Below are 17597 nucleotides of genomic sequence, written 5' to 3' on the forward strand. Positions count from 1 at the left end.
CTATGATTCGGGTCAAGGTAAGACGAGACGAGGCGAACTCGATTCGCTCCGTCGAAGTGACTGGTCATGCCAATTTTGCAGAACCTGGTTCTGACTTGGTGTGCGCCGGTGTTTCAGCCATCATATTTGGTGCCTATAACGCCGTCGAAACGCTTGCGGGTCAATCGCTTCTTGTAGAAATGGCAGATCAAACAGAGGGTGGTTACTTTTATGTCGAGACGTATCCTGACTTATCACCGCAGGATATGGAACGCACCCAACTGTTATTAGAAGGGATGCTCGTGCAGTTAGACACGGTCGCCCGAAGCTACGGTGAATATATCCAAATTGAACAATAGGAGGTGGACCTCATGTTACAATTGAACCTTCAGTTCTTCGCTTCGAAAAAGGGAGTTGGTTCGACTAAAAACGGTCGTGACTCAATTTCGAAACGTCTCGGTGCAAAACGCGCTGACGGACAAACAGTTTCAGCTGGATCAATCCTTTACCGCCAACGCGGTACAAAGATTCACCCAGGTGAAAACGTTGGCCGTGGTGGCGACGACACTTTGTTTGCGAAAGTTGACGGCGTAGTACGCTATGAGCGTCTTGGTCGCGACAAGAAACAAGTGAGCGTTTACCCAGTCGCGTAAGTTGAACGACGCAGAAGACTCTAGCCACTTTTTTGGTTAGAGTCTTTTTTTCTAGGAGAGGATCAAATGGATTCAGAACAGACACTCGAGCTTTTATCGACCGTCCGTCACGAATGGATGAATCGGCTTCAATTGATCTCGCTCTATGCGGCACTCGATCCGACTAAGCTCGAGGAACTTTACGAACGCTATCGGAAACAGGCCGACGAGGAGAGTGCGCTCGTTCGGTTGAACGTGCCACAGACAAGCCTTGTCGTGATTCAAGCGAATTGGGAAGGACGGATGACGTATACGATTTCGACCGACCAACTCGCCATCGATGATGCGCGAGTGGCAGAGATGCTTGTCCGCTTGTTGAAAGACACGGACGGGCCGATTCATGTGACGTTCACGGACGGACTGATGGTTCGCGTCACGGGAGAAGTCCCGGAAGACGTGCTCACGTCAGCCGATGTGTACGAACAGAACGTAGAGATGACTACGTTTCACATAAAGGAGGGGAAATAAATGTTTGTCGATCAGGTTAATATTTTTGTAAAAGCTGGAGACGGCGGAAAAGGGATGGTTGCCTTCCGTCGCGAAAAGTATGTCCCAGATGGTGGACCTGCAGGTGGTGACGGTGGTCACGGTGGAGACGTCGTCTTCGAAGTAGAAGAAGGATTGCGCACACTCGTTGATTTCCGTTATTCGAAGAAGTTTATCGCCCATGATGGCGAAAAAGGAATGTCAAAAGGGATGCACGGACGTAAAGCGAAGCCGCTCATCGTCAAAGTCCCACCTGGCACAATCGTATTCGACGCAGAGACGGATACAGTCATCGCCGACTTGACTGAGCACGGACAACAAGCGACGATCGCTAAAGGTGGACGTGGTGGACGTGGGAACTGTCGTTTCGCGACACCAGCCAACCCGGCTCCAGAAATCGCGGAGAACGGTGAACCAGGTCAAGAGCGCGAATTGCGTCTTGAATTGAAACTCCTCGCAGACGTCGGACTCGTCGGTTTCCCGTCTGTCGGGAAATCAACATTGCTGTCGGTCGTTTCTTCGGCACGTCCGAAAATCGGGGCGTACCACTTCACAACGATCACACCGAACCTCGGTGTCGTCAAGACAGCGGACGACCGTAGCTTCGTCATGGCCGACCTTCCAGGTCTCATCGAAGGTGCTAGCCAAGGCGTCGGTCTCGGTCACCAATTCCTTCGTCATATCGAACGGACGAAAGTCATCGTTCACATGATTGATATGAGTGGAATGGAAGGACGCGACCCGTTCGAAGACTACACGACAATCAACCGTGAGCTTGAGTCGTACAACTTACGACTTCTCGAACGTCCACAAGTCGTCGTGGCGAACAAAATGGATATGCCGGACGCAGAGGAACATCTTGAAGAGTTCAAGAAGAAGGTAGGAGACGATGTCAAAGTCTTCCCAATCTCTGCCCTCGCACAAGATGGTCTTCGTAACTTGTTGATCGAAGTGGCGAACTTTGTCGATACGACACCTGAATTCCCACTCGATGAGCTTGAAGAGAAGACAGCGACGCCTCGTGTCGTGTATCGTTATGAGAAGGAAGAGAAAGGCTATCAGATCCACATCGATGAATACGAGCGCTTCGTCATCACGGGCCCTCGTATCGAGAAGCTCTTCAAGATGACGAACTTCGACCATGATGAGTCAATCAAACGATTCGCTCGTCAAATGCGTCAGATGGGCGTCGATGATGATCTTCGTAAGCTCGGTGCCGAAGACGGCAGCGTCGTTGCGATTCTCGACTTCGAATTCGAGTTCGTGGAGTAAGAAAAAATTATTTGTTAAGAAGAAACGGAGTGTGAAGCTAACGTGGACCCTGTGCCCTCGTCAAGTTTAATTCTATATGTAGTTCTCATCATGTTGTCAGCGTTTTTCTCATCAGCAGAAACGGCGCTTTCAAGTGTAAACCGTGTTCGGATGATTCGGATGGCAGAAGACGGCGATAAAGCCGCCAAACGCGTCCTTAGTCTCGTCGACCGCTTTGATGATACGCTCTCGACGATCCTCGTAGGGAACAACATCGTCAACATCGGTTCGGCGACGGTATCAACGGCGATCGCCACATCGATTTTCAGTGGCGGTACGGGTCTTCTCGTGTCGACGTTCGCGACGACGGTCATCATTTTGATCTTTGGTGAGATTTTACCGAAGTCGCTCGCTAAAGAGTTTGCGGAGAAGTATTCGCTTCTTATCAGCGGAATTCTCGTCTTCCTTGTCAAGATCCTCAAACCGGTGACGATGATCTTCACTGGTTTGAAGAAGTTGACGCTTCGGATGATTGGTATGAAAGCCAAGGAACCGTCAGTCACGGAAGAAGAGTTGAAAGTGCTCGTCGATATGGGGGAAGAGGAAGGTGTGCTTGGTGAGACAGAAGCTGAGCTCGTCCATAGCGCCTTCGCTTTCAACGATATTACCGTCGATGACGTCTTGACGCCGCGAATCGATATTTTGGCTGTCGACATCGACGATTCGCTCGATGAAATCAAAGACACGATTTTCAGTGGTGGACATTCACGTTTGCCGGTCTACAAAGACTCGATCGACAACGTCATCGGTGTCTTGTCAGAACGTGACTTCTTACGTTCGATGATGAAGGATGAAGTGACGGATGTCCGTTCGCTCATCCGACCGCTCACGTACGTGTCACCACAGACGAAATTGATTGAACTACTTCCGATTCTCCAACAGAAGCAATCTCACATGGCTGTCGTCCTCGATGAATTCGGGGGCACGGCGGGTCTCATCACGTTAGAAGACATGCTTGAAGAACTCGTCGGCGACATCTGGGATGAGCACGACGAATCCGTCGTCTATCTCCGACGTCTCCGTGAAGGGGTCTACGAGTGTATGGCTGACATGAACGTCGATGAATTCGCTGAAGAGATGGGGATTACGGAACCAGACGTCGATTCCAACACGATGGGCGGTTGGTTCGTTGAATTACTCGGCGACATTCCGGAGAAAGGTGCACAAGTCACGTATCAAGATATGACGTTCACCGTTCTTCACGTGGAAAAACGCCGTGTCCGGAAACTGTTAGTGGAGACTGGACAATCACAGCAAGAAGACATGCAAGAAGAAGCATAAGGAAAAGGGATGATCCGCTATGAGCGAATCATCCCTTTTTGCGTTACACCGATTGGCGCTCGATGCGCTCAATCAATTCGTATGGACGTACTTTATAGATGGCGTATGGCATATACACAGGGTCGATCGCATCGAGGAATCGCATTTGGAAGTGCTCCCATTTGATATAGTCACCGACGTTACGCGAGTCGACTTTGTAGAATCCGACTTCCTGTGTTTCCCCGGCTTGTGGTCTGAGGTCACCGGATACATATTTCGCACGGAACGTGACACAGAGGACGCGGGACGACACGTTTTGATAGATTCCCGTGATGCCTTCCACTTCGATTTTCACGCCTGTCTCTTCATCCACTTCACGGTGGATGGCGTCGACGAGTGACTCGTGCTCTTCCACCTGTCCGCCCGGCATCTCAAAGGAGTCGTTCCGATGCATGTTTTTAACCAGGAGGACCTCACCCGCTTCATTCGTAATATACGCTGTCACACAGACAATCGCACGCGGTGGTGTATAGTGACCGGTCGGCATCATGAATTCTTCGCTCGACTTGATATATAGGTCTTTTCCGAGGCGGGCCCGCTGTTTCATGGCGTCCCGTCGTAACGTGCTACCGCGGTAATCCCGTTCGACTTGTTCATAGTGTTCACGGTCCCGGTATTCCCATAGTGCCATGACCTCCGACTTGTCCTCGGTCACCCAGCGTCCGACGAGTCGGGCGCCATGGGACGCTTGAATCGGATAAATGTATGTATGGAAGAAGTCGGTGAATTCTTGCAGGCGTTCAGGTCGAATCGTATACGTTTTACGGCGATGGAACATGGTGATTCCTCCTTTTTCGTTGTGCGGTGTCCTGTTTGTGTGACCGCGATTCGCTTACATGGTTCTTATTCGACAGATGATAGCGTTTCCCTTTCTGACAAAAAAAGAATCAGCGCAAGTTACGCTGATTCTTTCACGTGTTTCGGATGCTGACGAAGATGACGGACAACGAGAAAAATTCCGATGGCGAGCGCCAGGAAGGGCAGGATGTCGTCCATGAAGTGGCCAATCATCCGCCAGTTGTTGCCGAGCATCATCCCGACATGAATGAAGATGAATGACCAGACGGCAAAAATGAGTGTCGTCACCGACAAGAACTTTCGGAACGACAGGCGCATCACGCCGGCACTGACTGCGAACAGCTGGCGCCAGAACAGGCTGAGACAGACAATCCATGCCCCGTACTTCTCAAACCAGCGCTCGGCCCGCAGTTGCTTGTCTTGCCGAATCCGGAAGTAACGATACAGCTTCAAGGCGACGGGACGCCCACCATATCGACCGATCCAGTAAAGACCGATCTGACTGAGCGTGAAGGAAACCCACGCCAGTAGGAACATCAGGAAGAAAGACGCGTCATGCGAATCGACGAGAAAGCCGCCATATGCGAGAACGAGTTCGTTCGGGATGAATTGGATGAAGATGCCGAGAGGAATGCTGAAGACACCACATACGGCGAGCATGTGCTCGAGGACGTTCATGACGAGACCTCCTTTCAAGGTGATTGCAGGAAACTTGTTCCATCCATCAGTATAACGGACATGACTGAAAAGAAAAAGAAGAGATGTCACATATTCGTGACGTCTCTTCAATCTAATTCAGATACGAGAATACCGAGCCGGTCAAGCTCCTTCACCGCGGCATCAATCGCTTCCTGATGATCGGCTTCAAGTGTATGGACATGTAATCCTCCGGTCAATTGCGAGAGCGGTGAGGCCCCGTGTGCCTTGACCCGTTCGAGGAAGGCGCGGACGTCACGTCGACTCTTCACCATGAGCTGTCCCGTGATGGATCCGTAAACAGGGTGGTCGATGATGACATCTTTGATGGTGACCCCTTCATCGACGATGGCGTTCATCTCTGCCTCCATCTCCTCTGCCGTATGGCGGCAAGCTACTTTTTTTGAATAGGTAGACGGGGTGAAGTCGCCGTGCAAATAGACGTAACCGCGCGCGGTGGCGACGATTTGGTGACCTTTCGCTTTTAAGAGCGACAAGTCTTGGACGATGACCTGGCGACTGACGGATACGTGCCTTGCCAGTTCAGATCCAGTGATCGGTTCATTGCTCGATTCGATCAGTTGAAGTAAAGTGCGACGGCGTTCTTCACCGGCTAAACGTTTGTTCATGATGTTCGACTCTCCTTGCTAAAGTGACGATGGCATCGGCGAGGGCCGATGTGTCTTCGACGGTCGTTTGCGCGCCGAAGGAAATGCGGACGAGTCCGTGGCAGGCGCTCGTCTCATATCCGAGTGCTTCGAGCATGCGGTTCGGTCCGTTCTGACCGGCGCGACATGCTGACCCGGCGGATACTTGGAACCCGAGGTCGTCGAGCTCGGTCATCCACCATTGTCCGTCGCGTTGATGGGATACGAAGGAAAAGATAGCGGGACTTTGTTCGTCAAACTCGAGCCAATGGACATACGCTGACGTCTTCTCTTTCAAGATAGCACGAAACGCCATGAAATTTCTCTGAAAACGTGTCAGTTGATCCTGACGTTCCCCGAGCGCTTTGACGAAGGCGCTAATTCCGGGAACATCGATCGTACCTGGACGAATCCCGTATTGGTGATGACCCGGGTAGTAAGGTGGGGGAATCAAGCGTTCCATATAGAGGGCTCCGATCCCTTTTGGTCCACCGACCTTATGGGCGCTGAACGAGTAGGCGTCGATTCCTTCAACGGAGATGGGGATTTTCCCGAGTGCCTGTACCCCGTCCACGTGAAAGAGAATCTTTTTATATTTTAAGAGACATTGAATGTGATGGAGCGGCAACACCCATCCAGTGTCGGAATTGACGTGTTGGAGCGTGACGAGTCCGATGTCACGGTCGAGTAAGTGCGTGAACGTCTCCAAATCAAACTTTCCGTCTTTCAGCTTCAAGCGATGGACAATGACTCCTTCGCGTTCCCATTCTTCAAGCAGGAGGGCGACCGAATCATGTTCATGCCAGGACGTGATGACCTCTTTCCCTTTCATGCGCTTCCGTAAGCTCGTCAGTGCGATGTAGTTACTTTCAGAACCACTTCCGGTGAACAATAACTTCCCACGTAAGACGTCGAGTCCGAGTGCTTGTTTAAGTAGTCGCCGTGCCTCTGTCAAATAATCTTCAGCCATATATCCGTGCGCGTGGAGTGATGATGGGTTCCCATAAACGTTTTTGGCCATAGCCACGTAATGGTCTAATGCTGCATGTGTCATAGGATGTGTAGCGGCGTAGTCGAAGTAGCGGTTCATCATGGACTCCCCTTTTCTCATGTTGTCTTCTACACAAAATTATGCGAAACTAGTTTACAAGTCAACATTACATATGAAAAACAGGTGATATACAGGTGTCTTTACAGATAGAGAAAACCGACATTTTGATTATTGGAACAGGACTTGCCGCCGTCGCGACGGCGCTACATGTGCCATCCTCATTGTCTGTCCTTCTCGTCTCCAAAGGGGAGGCGACGTCGACGAACTCCGATTTGGCACAAGGGGGGATTGCGAGCTCGTATCTCGAGGAGACGAGTGAGGCACATAAAGAAGACACGATGCTTGCTTCGAATCAGACATCATGCTCAGAACGCGTCGACATTCTCGTGGAAGAAGGACGTCGAGCGATTGAAGAGATGGAACGGTTCGGTGTCCGCTTCGATCGTGACGAGGACGGGTATGCCCTCGGACGGGAAGGGGCTCATCAGTTGCATCGCATTTTTCATGCCGGAGGCGACGAGACTGGTCGACATGTCATGCGGCACTTGCGTCGGTCTTTACCGGATAACGTGAACATACTCGAACACGTCCTCGTCCATGACCTTGTGATGAAGGAAGGACGAGTCGTCGGTGCGATGGCGTTTCAGAAAGAAAAATTACTGCACATCGAGGCAGGTGCCGTCGTTCTCGCGACCGGAGGAATCGGTGGACTTGTCGATTGGACCTCGAACGCGCAGACGGTGACCGGTGATGGTCTTGTCTTGGCAAATCGGTGCGGGGCCAAGCTGACGAACTTACAGCGGATTCAATTTCACCCGACCTTGTTGGCCGCCGAGGAACCTCATCTCGTCACCGAGGCCCTCCGTGGTGCCGGTGCGAAGCTCGTCGATCCATACGGAAACGATGTGATGGCGCATCACCCGCTTGGGAGTCTCGCCCCTCGAGACGTGGTGGCCCGTGTCTTAACAGACCGAGTTGAACCCATCTTTCTTGATACGACTGGTGTGACGCGACTACGTGAGCGGTTCCCGAAACTCGCAACGACATGTGACAAGTTAGGCATCGACCTTCGACAAATCCCCGTTCGCCCAGGGCTCCATTTTCATATGGGCGGAATTGAAGTGGATGACGTGGGTCGAACGGACGTCGACGGATTGTATGCCGTCGGAGAAGTTGCGGAAGCAGGTGTACACGGGACGAATCGACTGGCCTCAAATTCACTCTTGGAATGCTGGGTGTTCGGAAAACGTGTCGCTGAGGCGATTCAAGTGAAGGACAGAGGCTTTGCGACGAGCGATGTGATGGCGTATGACATCTCACCTGACACGTTCCGTTCGCTCCGTCATCAAATCGGCAAGTGGTTGACGATTTCACCGAATCACGACGAAATGAAATGTTTCTTACAAAATACCCAAACGTTGACCTTGACGAAACACGTGACAAGACAATTAAGTGAACAAACTTTACAACTTGATGCGGCGCGCCTCATCGCGCAAAGCATCCTCGAAATGGAGAGGTACGATGAACACGATTTATCTACGCGAACAGCTACGACAGTTTCTGATTGAGGATATCGGATATGGCGATCTATCGAGTGAATTGATTGATGAACACGACGAGTCAATCGCGACCATCATCGCAAAAGAGCAAGGCATCTTCTGCGGGAAGCCGATTGCCCAAGAACTTGCTAGAATGCAACAACTCGAATTGGTGGATTGCCAAGATGACGGGAATCGGATTGAACCAGGCGATGAACTGATTGTCTTGAAAGGGAAGACCCGTGTCCTATTAGAAACGGAACGCGTCCTATTGAATGTGATTCAACGCGTGAGCGGGATTGCGACGATGACACGTCAATGTGTCGATGCGCTCGATGACGACTCGATTCACGTCACCGATACGCGGAAAACGACACCGGGACTCCGCATGCTTGAGAAGTACGCCGTTCGTGTCGGCGGCGGCTACAACCATCGGCTCCGCCTCGACGATGCCGTCATGATCAAAGACAACCATATCGTCGCACTCGGCGGTGTGACAGAAGCCATTCACGCCGCACGTTCGAGAGTCGGTCATACAACCCCGATTGAAGTCGAGGTCGAGTCGTTCGCCCAGCTCTTAGAAGCCGTTCAAGCGAATCCGGATATTGTGATGCTCGATAATCGGACACCCGATGAACTGCGAGAATGGGTCCAGCATATTCCGGACCACATCACAATTGAAGTATCTGGCGGCATCACGCTCGACACGATTGCCGACTATCGAGGGATTCGTATCGATGTCATCTCACTCGGTCAGTTGACCCACTCGGTACGGGCACTCGACTGCAGTATGAATTTACAAGGAGGAATGAAACATGCAACTACTCGGAACACTCCCACCGACGTACGCTAATCTGTCAGTGGAGGAAATGGAGACGCGGATTCAAGCGGTCAAAGACCGGCTCGGGACACGTCTCTTCTTACCGGCGCATCATTATCAAAAAGATGAGGTCGTTCAATTCGCGGACGCGACAGGAGATTCGCTCCAGCTCGCGCGGCTCGCAGAACAGATGAGCGAAGCGGAATTCATCGTCTTCTGTGGCGTGCATTTCATGGCGGAGACAGCAGACATGTTGACACGCGACGATCAGATTGTCGTCTTACCTGATATGCGGGCCGGTTGCTCCATGGCAGACATGGCTGATATCGACCAGACGGAGATTGCGTGGGAAGAATTGACGGAGCAGTTCGGGGAAGGCATCATCCCGATTACATACGTCAATTCGACGGCGGCCATCAAAGCGTTTGTCGGACGTCATGGCGGGGCGACGGTCACATCGTCGAACGCACATGAAATCGTCCGCTGGGCACTAGAGGCAGGAGAGCGCATTTTGTTCCTGCCTGATCAGCATCTCGGACGGAATACGGCGTATGACCTCGGCATCCCGCTCGAGGCGATGGCCGTCTGGGATCCGCTCCGCGAAGAACTGGTGGCAGAAGGCGACCTCGAACAGATCCGGGTCATTCTTTGGAAAGGACATTGTTCTGTCCATGAGAAGTTCACCATCTCGCAAATTCAAGCGTTCCGTGAGCGCGAACCGGATCGTCGCATCATCGTCCATCCGGAATGCACGTTTGATGTCGTGCAGGCAGCCGATGAGGCAGGATCGACATCGTATATCATCGACAAGATTGATGCGAGTGAACCCGGGACAAAATGGGCGGTCGGGACGGAGATGAACCTCGTGAACCGGTTGGCGGCAACGTATCCGCATCTCGATATCGTCTCGTTGAACCCGTTCATGTGTCCGTGTCTGACGATGAACCGAATCGACTTGCAACACCTCCTCTGGGCGCTCGAATCGCTCGAAACGGACCCTGTGAACGTCATTCGCGTCGATGCTGAGACGACAGAGTGGTCGAAACGTGCACTTGAACGTATGCTCGCACGATAATCGCTTCAGGACAGGCAAACGCCTGTCCTTTTTTCATATCGCTCGTTATGGTACAATTAATGCAGTTTTTCCGACCGAAAAGGAGATTACACCGTGATTGAATTCGTAAAAGGACCCGTCGCCTATGTGTGTGCGGAATATATAACGTTAGATGTCTCGGGCGTCGGCTACAAAGTACATGTGCCTAACCCGTTTTTTTATCGTGAACAAGACGAACATGTAATCGTGTTTACGCATCATTATGTCCGTGAAGATCAACAGACGCTATACGGTTTCCGGTCACGCCGGGAACGGGAGCTCTTCAATAAACTCCTTAGCGTGAGCGGCATCGGACCGAAGGGGGCACTCGCGATCGTCGCCTCTGGAGATATCGACGCGTTGATCGATGCGATTGAAACCGAGAATGAGAAGTATTTGACGAAGTTCCCGGGAGTCGGGAAGAAGACGGCCAAACAGATGGCACTCGACTTGAAAGGGAAGTTATCCGAACTCGCACCGGATTATGTACCGAACGAAGGGTTGTTCGCACAAGGTGCATCAGAACTAGACGAGGCGTGTGAGGCGCTCGTTGCCCTCGGGTATTCTGAACGAGAGATTGCGAAAGTCCGCAAAGCATTGAGCGGCGAGATCTTGACGACCGACGCGTACATAAAACGCGCGCTACAGCTGTTATTGAAATAAGGAGGAAGCTATGGACGAACGATTGTTGTCACAATCTCATCAGCAATATGAAGACTCTGAAGAGTGGAGCTTACGTCCGCAGCGCTTCGAGCAATATATCGGGCAGGAAAAGGCGAAAGGTAATTTGTCGGTCTTCATTCAGGCCGCTAAACTTCGCAGTGAGACGCTCGACCACGTCCTATTGTATGGACCACCGGGACTCGGGAAGACGACGCTCGCGCAAATTATCGCCAACGAGATGGGCGTCGGCATCAAGACGACCGCCGGACCGGCGATTGAACGACCGGGTGACCTGGCTGCAATCCTCTCGACACTTGAGCCGGGTGACGTCTTATTTATCGATGAGATTCACCGGTTGAGTCGGACGATTGAAGAGATTCTCTATCCAGCGATGGAAGACTACTGTCTCGATATCGTCTACGGACAAGGCGAGATGGCGCGAAGCGTACGCATCGATTTGCCACCGTTCACACTCGTCGGGGCGACGACGCGGGCCGGGATGTTATCGGCGCCGCTTCGGGACCGTTTCGGGGTCACACTGAAACTTGAATACTATGAGCCACACGAACTCGCGGCGATCGTCAGTCGGACGGCCCAGCTATTCCGCCTTTCAATCTCCCCTGAGGCAAGTGGCGCGATTGCGAAGCGCTCGCGAGGGACACCGCGAATCGCCAATCGTCTCTTGCGTCGAGTCCGCGACTTCGCTCAGGTAGCCGGCACGAAAGAAATCGATCCGGTGCTCGCATCCGATGCGCTCGACCGTCTACACGTCGATGCACTCGGACTCGATGAAGTCGACCATCGATTGCTTCGGGCCATGGTGGAGCGGTTCGGAGGTGGACCGGTCGGACTTGAGACGCTCGCCGCAACGATCGGCGAGGATGCTCAGACGATCGAAGACGTCTACGAACCATATTTATTACAACAAGGGTTCTTGCAGCGGACGCCGCGAGGACGGATGATCACACAGTTTGCCAAGTCGCATTTTGGTTATGAAGAGGAAGAGGAGTAAGGTATGCAAGACATTCAATTGAACGTAAACGATTATGATTTTGAATTGCCAGAAGAGTTGATTGCCCAGGTCCCATTGCTCGATCGGACGAGCTCACGCTTGCTCGTATTGGACCGCGAGACAGGAGACATCGAGCATCGTCATTTCCGTGACGTGCTCGACTACTTGAACGAGGGAGATGCGCTCGTCGTCAACGATTCGCGCGTCTTACCGGCTCGTCTCTTCGGAGCGAAACAAGAGACAGGCGGGAAAGTGGAACTGCTCTTATTGAAACAGACGGAAGACGACGTATGGGAAGCGCTCGTCAAACCGGCGAAAAAAGTTCGTGTCGGTTCCATCGTCGAATTCGGTGACGGACTTCTCCGCGCGGAATGCGTCGAGGAACTCCCGGAAGGAGGGCGTCGCTTCAAGTTTGACTACGACGGAATCTTCTATGAGATTTTAGACGAGCTCGGAACGATGCCACTCCCGCCGTACATCCGCGAACAACTCGATGACCAGGATCGTTATCAGACTGTCTATGCGCGGGAACGAGGCAGTGCAGCCGCTCCAACAGCAGGTCTCCATTTCACAGAAGAACTACTCGAGGCAGCAAAGGCGAAAGGGGTTCGATTGATCCCACTCACGCTTCACGTCGGTCTCGGTACGTTCCGTCCGGTGACGGCTGATTCGATTGAAGAACATACGATGCATAGTGAATATTTCGAGTTGTCAGCTCAATCGGCTGAAGCGCTCCGAGATGTCCGGTCGAGTGGTGGTCGCATCTTCGCGGTTGGCACGACATCGACACGTACGCTCGAGACGATCATGCGAGACCATGGGGATTTCGTCGAGTCATCGGGCTGGACGGACATCTTTATCTACCCTGGTGTCGAATTGAAGGCAATCGATGGATTGATCACGAACTTCCACTTGCCTAAATCGACACTCGTCATGCTCGTCTCGGCATTCGCGACGCGCGACATCATCTTACACGCTTATCGGACTGCGGTCGCAGAACGATACCGCTTCTTCAGCTTTGGAGACGCGATGCTCATCACGAGGAAGGAAGTAACAAAATGACAAAACACGCAGTCACATACGAACACATTCACACATGTAAACAGACCGGAGCGCGGCACGGAATCGTCCATACGCCGCACGGGTCGTTTGAGACACCAGTCTTCATGCCGGTCGGGACGCAAGCGAGCGTCAAGACGATGGCACCGGAGCAAGTCAAAGACATGGGTGCAAACATCATCTTGTCGAACACGTACCACCTATGGGTTCGTCCAGGGCATGAGGTCATCAAACAAGCTGGCGGGCTTCATAAGTTCATGAACTGGGACGGCGCGATTCTCACGGACTCAGGTGGCTTCCAAGTGTTCTCGCTTGCTGATCTTCGAAACATTCAAGAAGAAGGCGTCCATTTCCGTAACCACTTGAACGGCGACAAGTTGTTCTTGTCACCGGAAAAGGCGATGGAGATTCAAAACGCACTCGGGTCGGATATCATGATGGCATTCGATGAGTGCCCACCTTATCCGGCGACACATGAATACATGAAGAAGTCGGTCGAACGCACGAGCCGCTGGGCAGAACGTTGCCTTGAGGCACACGAGCGTCCAGAAGACCAAGCGCTCTTTGGAATCATTCAAGGTGGGGAATATGAGGATCTTCGTCGTCAAAGTGCACAAGACCTCGTCTCACTCGACTTCCCGGGATATGCGGTCGGCGGTCTCTCGGTCGGTGAACCGAAAGACGTCATGTATCGTGCCCTCGAGTTCACGACGCCGCTCATGCCGGAAAACAAACCACGTTATTTGATGGGTGTCGGTTCGCCAGACGCGTTGATTGAAGGGTCGATTCGTGGAATCGATATGTTTGACTGCGTCCTCCCGACACGAATTGCACGGAACGGGACGCTCATGACATCGAAAGGTCGCGTCACGATCAAGCAAGCGAAGTATAAGACAGACTTCGGCCCGATCGATGAGAAGTGTGACTGCAACACGTGTAAGAACTACTCACGTGCGTACGTCCATCACTTGATTCGTGCAGACGAGATGTTTGGTCTTCACTTATGTACGACACACAACCTTCACTTCCTCGTGAAGTTGATGGAGCAGGTTCGTCAAGCGATTCGCGAAGACCGTTTGCTCGATTTCAAAGAAGAGTTCTTCGAAGAATACGGCTACAACAAGCCGAACGCGAAGAATTTCTAAGCAAACGTGTCGGACATTGTGTGACAATGCTTCAGTTTCACGGTATAATGAACCTGATATTGAAGGAAAGGGTGAATGTTACTCATGGAAACAATCGTTGCGTTATTACCAATGATCTTGATTTTCGTCGTATTTTACTTCTTGTTGATTCGTCCACAGACGAAACGCCAAAAAGAAGTACAAGCGATGCAAAACGCCCTCGAGCGTGGCGACAGCGTTGTCACAATCGGCGGTTTACACGGCGTCGTTCATCAAATCGAAGACACACATGTCGTTTTGAAATGCGATCAATCGCTTCTCCGTTTCAACCGAAGCGCAGTTGCGGAAGTCGTGAAAAAAGCGAATGCCTCATTTGAGGAATAAGCAAGTAAGCGTCTGACCATTATGGTCGGACGCTTTTTTTAAAATAGAAAAGCGACTGTTTTTTGACAAAGTATGTCAATTAGGTGATTCATCCACCTCATTTCGAAAAATCGATTTGATTCATGAAAACGTTTGCATTAATGTCAAGTTGAGAAGAAATTCGAGATGAAGGAGAACGGATGACATGGACGTGAAACGATTGGTACGACCGATGAAGAATTGGAAAGGGTGGACATGGAAGCGGAGCGGTACAAAACAGAAAGGACGCTCGTCTCTTAGAAAACGGATGTCAATCGCGCTAGTTCCCACAATTATTGCTCTCGTCCTTGTAGGAGCACTTGGTTCATATCAACTGAGACAATCGACTGCTGCATATGACCGGGTGTTGAGCGAGGGGACGCAAGAAATGTTGTTGGCTGAAAATCTGTCGCTTGCGGTGACCGATGCAGAACGTTATTTGAACTACTATATGCTCGTTGCCAATCCGAAAACACTCATCAGTCTGCAAAGTGTCCAAGAGCAGCGTGACGAGTTGATGGCTTCACTGAAGGCATCCTCTTCAGATGAGAAAATTTTATCTTGGTTGGGCGATTTGGAGAAATTTAACGAGTTGTTGGACCGTGAAATGAATCGTGCCATCGAACTTCGCCAGCAACAAGATGAGATTGGGTATAAGACGGTCCTCAATACGAGCGTGACGCCGACGACGGACCGTGTTCGGATGACAGTGACAGACCTTGTCGAATACAAAGGTGAACTCCTCGCGTCCGAGACGAAAGCTGTACAGGCCGAAGCGGAGAGTTCGATCCTCTGGATGCTTGTCATCAGCGTCGTCGGTGTCGTAATCGGAATCCTGTCCTTGCTTGCCTTACAACGCCTCTTCTTAAAACCGATCAACCGACTCGGTCGTCAAGCACGAATCATGGCGAGCGGCGATTTGACGGGGGAAGATATTGAGGTCGCCTCAAACGATGAGCTCGGAGACCTTGTCATGGCTTTCAACGAGATGAAACATAACCTTGTCGGATTGATTCGTCGAGTTGGCGAAGCTTCCGAGAAAGTCACTGCCTATTCTGAAGAACTGTATGCGAGTACGGACCACGTGGCGACAACGACTCAAGGTGTCTCTCGTTTGTTTGAAGACATGAATGTGGCGGCCCAAGGGTCTTCCAAACGAGCGGAAGAAGGGACGATCGGCGTCAATCAAGCGGTCGATGGGTTGAACCAGATTGCCGCAGCGTCACAAGGCGTGAACGAACAGACGATTCATACACTTGAAGCAGCAAACGGTGGACTTGAGACCGTTCAATTAGCTGAGAAACGAATGCAAGAGATTCGTCGCGCCAATGAGCTCACGCAACAGATGGTGACCCGTCTTTCGAATCAGTCGCTTGAGATTGAGAAGATTACACGTTCGATCACGGCCATCACGGAACAGACGAACTTGCTTGCGCTCAATGCGGCCATCGAGGCGGCACGTGCGGGTGAACATGGGAAAGGGTTCGCGGTCGTCGCGGCAGAAGTGAGAAAGCTTGCCGAGGAGTCGAAGCAATCTGCCATTCAAATTCAGACAGTCGTCCGTGATATCCAGCGAGACACGGAGCAAGTCGAGACGGCGTTCGAAGAATCGAGCGTGCATGTCGAGAGTGGGGTATCACAGATGGGTGAAGTCGCCTCGGCGTTCCGCGAGATTGTATCGGTCATTGAAGAGACGTCGCGTCAGATGAGTGAGATTGCCGCGGCGACAGAAGAAGTCAGTGCCAATACGACAGAAGTTGCCGTTTCGGTCGAGGACATGTCCACGAACGCCGTCTCGACACAACGAAGCGTCGAAGAAGCGGGAGCTAACGTTGAGGAACAACTCGCGGCCATCCAAGAAATCAACAGCATCGCCGAAACGATGAGCCACATGTCGTCTGAATTAAAAGATGTCGTCCATGTGTTTAAGACGACATGACAAATGCCCTGACGCCTCGCGTCAGGGCATTGCTCGTTACATTAATAGGATAAGACTCGTCGCCATGACAATCATCCCGGCGACCATTCCATACATCGAATGATGGGCATGCCCATACTCACGGGCGGCAGGGAGTAATTCGTCGAGCGAGATGAAGACCATGATTCCACCGACTGCTGCAAACAACAGTCCGAAGACTGTGTCGCTCAAGAATGGCATGAGAATTAAAAAGCCGATGGCAGCCCCAGCAGGCTCGGCGAGACCGGATAACATTGAAAGCTTGAACGCCTTCTTCCGTGACCCTGTCGCATAATAAATCGGCACGGAGACGGCGATCCCTTCCGGAATGTTATGAAGTGCGATCGCGATAGCGATGGCTACACCGACGGCTGGGTCATCGAGCGCTGAGATGAACGTCGCAAGTCCTTCCGGGAAGTTGTGAATCCCGATGGCGAGTGCCATAAAGATTCCCATTTTCTTTAGGCGACTTTGTGTCTCAGGATGATTGATTGGAGCCGCTTCATTAGTTGCTGTCGTTGCCAACTCTTGCGTTGACGGGTCGTTCTGCATCGATTCAACGAATTTGACCTCGTGCGGGTTCTCCATTTTCGGGATGAACTTATCGATCATACCAATCAAGAACATTCCACCGAAGAACGCGAGGACGGTGTAAATCGTTCCCGTATACTCCCCGTGTGCACCGACGAGCTCTTCAAGCGCCTTTGGGAAAATCTCGATGAACGATACGTAAATCATGACCCCTCCGGAAAATCCAAGAGAGATGGACAAGAAAGCTGTGTTTGTCCGTTTCGCAAAGAAAGCGATCATACTCCCGATTCCCGTCGCAAGTCCTGCAAACAAGGTAAGGAGAAATGCAAAAATAATTGTACTGTCCATATGGAAAGACTCCTTTGATGTTGTGATGTTAGCTACATCATACATGAAGTTTTGCCCTTGCGCAACATTT

At 51.7% G+C, this 17597-nt stretch carries 19 protein-coding genes; 14 read left to right on the forward strand and 5 right to left on the reverse strand.

Features of this window, described 5'->3' with window-relative positions:
- Positions 1–2: 2 nt before the first annotated feature.
- From KNP04_RS08110 to KNP04_RS08130, 5 genes are all read left to right on the forward strand, one after another.
- A complete protein-coding gene (locus KNP04_RS08110) occupies positions 3–338 on the forward strand; it encodes a ribosomal-processing cysteine protease Prp (RefSeq protein WP_214819431.1) in 336 nt (111 codons plus the stop codon).
- Between the two features lie 12 nt (positions 339–350).
- Entirely contained in the window at positions 351–632 is a 282-nt protein-coding gene (gene rpmA, locus KNP04_RS08115) for a 50S ribosomal protein L27 (protein ID WP_015881155.1), read from the forward strand.
- Between the two features lie 66 nt (positions 633–698).
- Positions 699–1139, forward strand: coding sequence for a Spo0B domain-containing protein (locus KNP04_RS08120; protein ID WP_214875307.1), 441 nt, complete (start codon positions 699–701; stop codon positions 1137–1139).
- Entirely contained in the window at positions 1140–2429 is a 1290-nt protein-coding gene (obgE, locus tag KNP04_RS08125; RefSeq protein WP_214875308.1) for a GTPase ObgE, read from the forward strand. It abuts the gene before it with no gap.
- A 51-nt stretch (positions 2430–2480) separates the two neighbouring features.
- Positions 2481–3749: a hemolysin family protein gene (locus tag KNP04_RS08130; RefSeq protein ID WP_353047923.1), complete on the forward strand. Its 1269-nt coding sequence runs from the start codon at positions 2481–2483 to the stop codon at positions 3747–3749.
- Between the two features lie 43 nt (positions 3750–3792).
- Here the strand turns inward: KNP04_RS08130 and KNP04_RS08135 are convergent, their stop codons facing one another.
- The 4 genes from KNP04_RS08135 to KNP04_RS08150 all read right to left on the reverse strand — a co-directional run bounded on the left by KNP04_RS08135 (position 3793) and on the right by KNP04_RS08150 (position 7019).
- The gene (locus KNP04_RS08135; RefSeq protein ID WP_214875310.1) at positions 3793–4566 is read right to left on the reverse strand and encodes an NUDIX domain-containing protein; all 774 of its coding nucleotides are present in this window, start codon (positions 4564–4566) and stop codon (positions 3793–3795) included.
- A gap of 119 nt (positions 4567–4685) precedes the next feature.
- Positions 4686–5264 carry a DedA family protein gene (locus KNP04_RS08140; RefSeq protein ID WP_214695352.1) on the reverse strand — a complete coding sequence of 193 codons (579 nt, stop codon included), beginning with the start codon at positions 5262–5264 and terminating at the stop codon, positions 4686–4688.
- Between the two features lie 107 nt (positions 5265–5371).
- Positions 5372–5911 (reverse strand): transcription repressor NadR, encoded by a 540-nt coding sequence (locus tag KNP04_RS08145; protein WP_214695354.1) that lies wholly within the window; start codon positions 5909–5911, stop codon positions 5372–5374.
- A complete protein-coding gene (locus KNP04_RS08150) occupies positions 5889–7019 on the reverse strand; it encodes a cysteine desulfurase family protein (RefSeq protein WP_214695356.1) in 1131 nt (376 codons plus the stop codon). The genes KNP04_RS08145 and KNP04_RS08150 overlap by 23 nt, the downstream gene beginning before the upstream one ends.
- Positions 7020–7114: 95 nt before the next feature.
- Between KNP04_RS08150 and KNP04_RS08155 the strand changes: the two genes are divergently transcribed.
- The 9 genes from KNP04_RS08155 (at position 7115) to KNP04_RS08195 (ending at position 16630) form a co-directional block, all read left to right on the forward strand.
- Positions 7115–8548 carry an L-aspartate oxidase gene (locus KNP04_RS08155; RefSeq protein ID WP_214875311.1) on the forward strand — a complete coding sequence of 478 codons (1434 nt, stop codon included), beginning with the start codon at positions 7115–7117 and terminating at the stop codon, positions 8546–8548.
- A complete protein-coding gene (nadC, locus tag KNP04_RS08160) occupies positions 8502–9371 on the forward strand; it encodes a carboxylating nicotinate-nucleotide diphosphorylase (protein ID WP_214875312.1) in 870 nt (289 codons plus the stop codon). Before KNP04_RS08155 ends, nadC begins: the two co-directional genes overlap by 47 nt.
- Positions 9334–10413, forward strand: a complete 1080-nt coding sequence (gene nadA / locus KNP04_RS08165; protein ID WP_214875313.1) for a quinolinate synthase NadA — start codon at positions 9334–9336, stop codon at positions 10411–10413. Before nadC ends, nadA begins: the two co-directional genes overlap by 38 nt.
- Positions 10414–10506: 93 nt before the next feature.
- Positions 10507–11094: a Holliday junction branch migration protein RuvA gene (ruvA, locus tag KNP04_RS08170; protein ID WP_015881166.1), complete on the forward strand. Its 588-nt coding sequence runs from the start codon at positions 10507–10509 to the stop codon at positions 11092–11094.
- A 10-nt stretch (positions 11095–11104) separates the two neighbouring features.
- The gene (gene ruvB / locus KNP04_RS08175; RefSeq protein ID WP_214695364.1) at positions 11105–12106 is read left to right on the forward strand and encodes a Holliday junction branch migration DNA helicase RuvB; all 1002 of its coding nucleotides are present in this window, start codon (positions 11105–11107) and stop codon (positions 12104–12106) included.
- Between the two features lie 18 nt (positions 12107–12124).
- Positions 12125–13168, forward strand: coding sequence for a tRNA preQ1(34) S-adenosylmethionine ribosyltransferase-isomerase QueA (gene queA / locus KNP04_RS08180; RefSeq protein WP_143406650.1), 1044 nt, complete (start codon positions 12125–12127; stop codon positions 13166–13168).
- Positions 13165–14310 (forward strand): tRNA guanosine(34) transglycosylase Tgt, encoded by a 1146-nt coding sequence (gene tgt, locus KNP04_RS08185; RefSeq protein WP_214794295.1) that lies wholly within the window; start codon positions 13165–13167, stop codon positions 14308–14310. The genes queA and tgt overlap by 4 nt, the downstream gene beginning before the upstream one ends.
- Positions 14311–14394: 84 nt before the next feature.
- Positions 14395–14673, forward strand: coding sequence for a preprotein translocase subunit YajC (gene yajC / locus KNP04_RS08190; RefSeq protein ID WP_031421435.1), 279 nt, complete (start codon positions 14395–14397; stop codon positions 14671–14673).
- A gap of 184 nt (positions 14674–14857) precedes the next feature.
- Positions 14858–16630 (forward strand): methyl-accepting chemotaxis protein, encoded by a 1773-nt coding sequence (locus KNP04_RS08195; RefSeq protein ID WP_214875314.1) that lies wholly within the window; start codon positions 14858–14860, stop codon positions 16628–16630.
- Positions 16631–16666: 36 nt separating this feature from the next.
- On the opposite strand, the gene zupT is transcribed toward KNP04_RS08195, so the two are convergent.
- Positions 16667–17527 carry a zinc transporter ZupT gene (zupT, locus tag KNP04_RS08200; protein ID WP_214875315.1) on the reverse strand — a complete coding sequence of 287 codons (861 nt, stop codon included), beginning with the start codon at positions 17525–17527 and terminating at the stop codon, positions 16667–16669.
- Positions 17528–17597 lie beyond the last annotated feature (70 nt).

The organism is Exiguobacterium sp. CH10, from assembly GCF_018617635.1.
Classification (GTDB): domain Bacteria; phylum Bacillota; class Bacilli; order Exiguobacteriales; family Exiguobacteriaceae; genus Exiguobacterium; species Exiguobacterium aestuarii_A.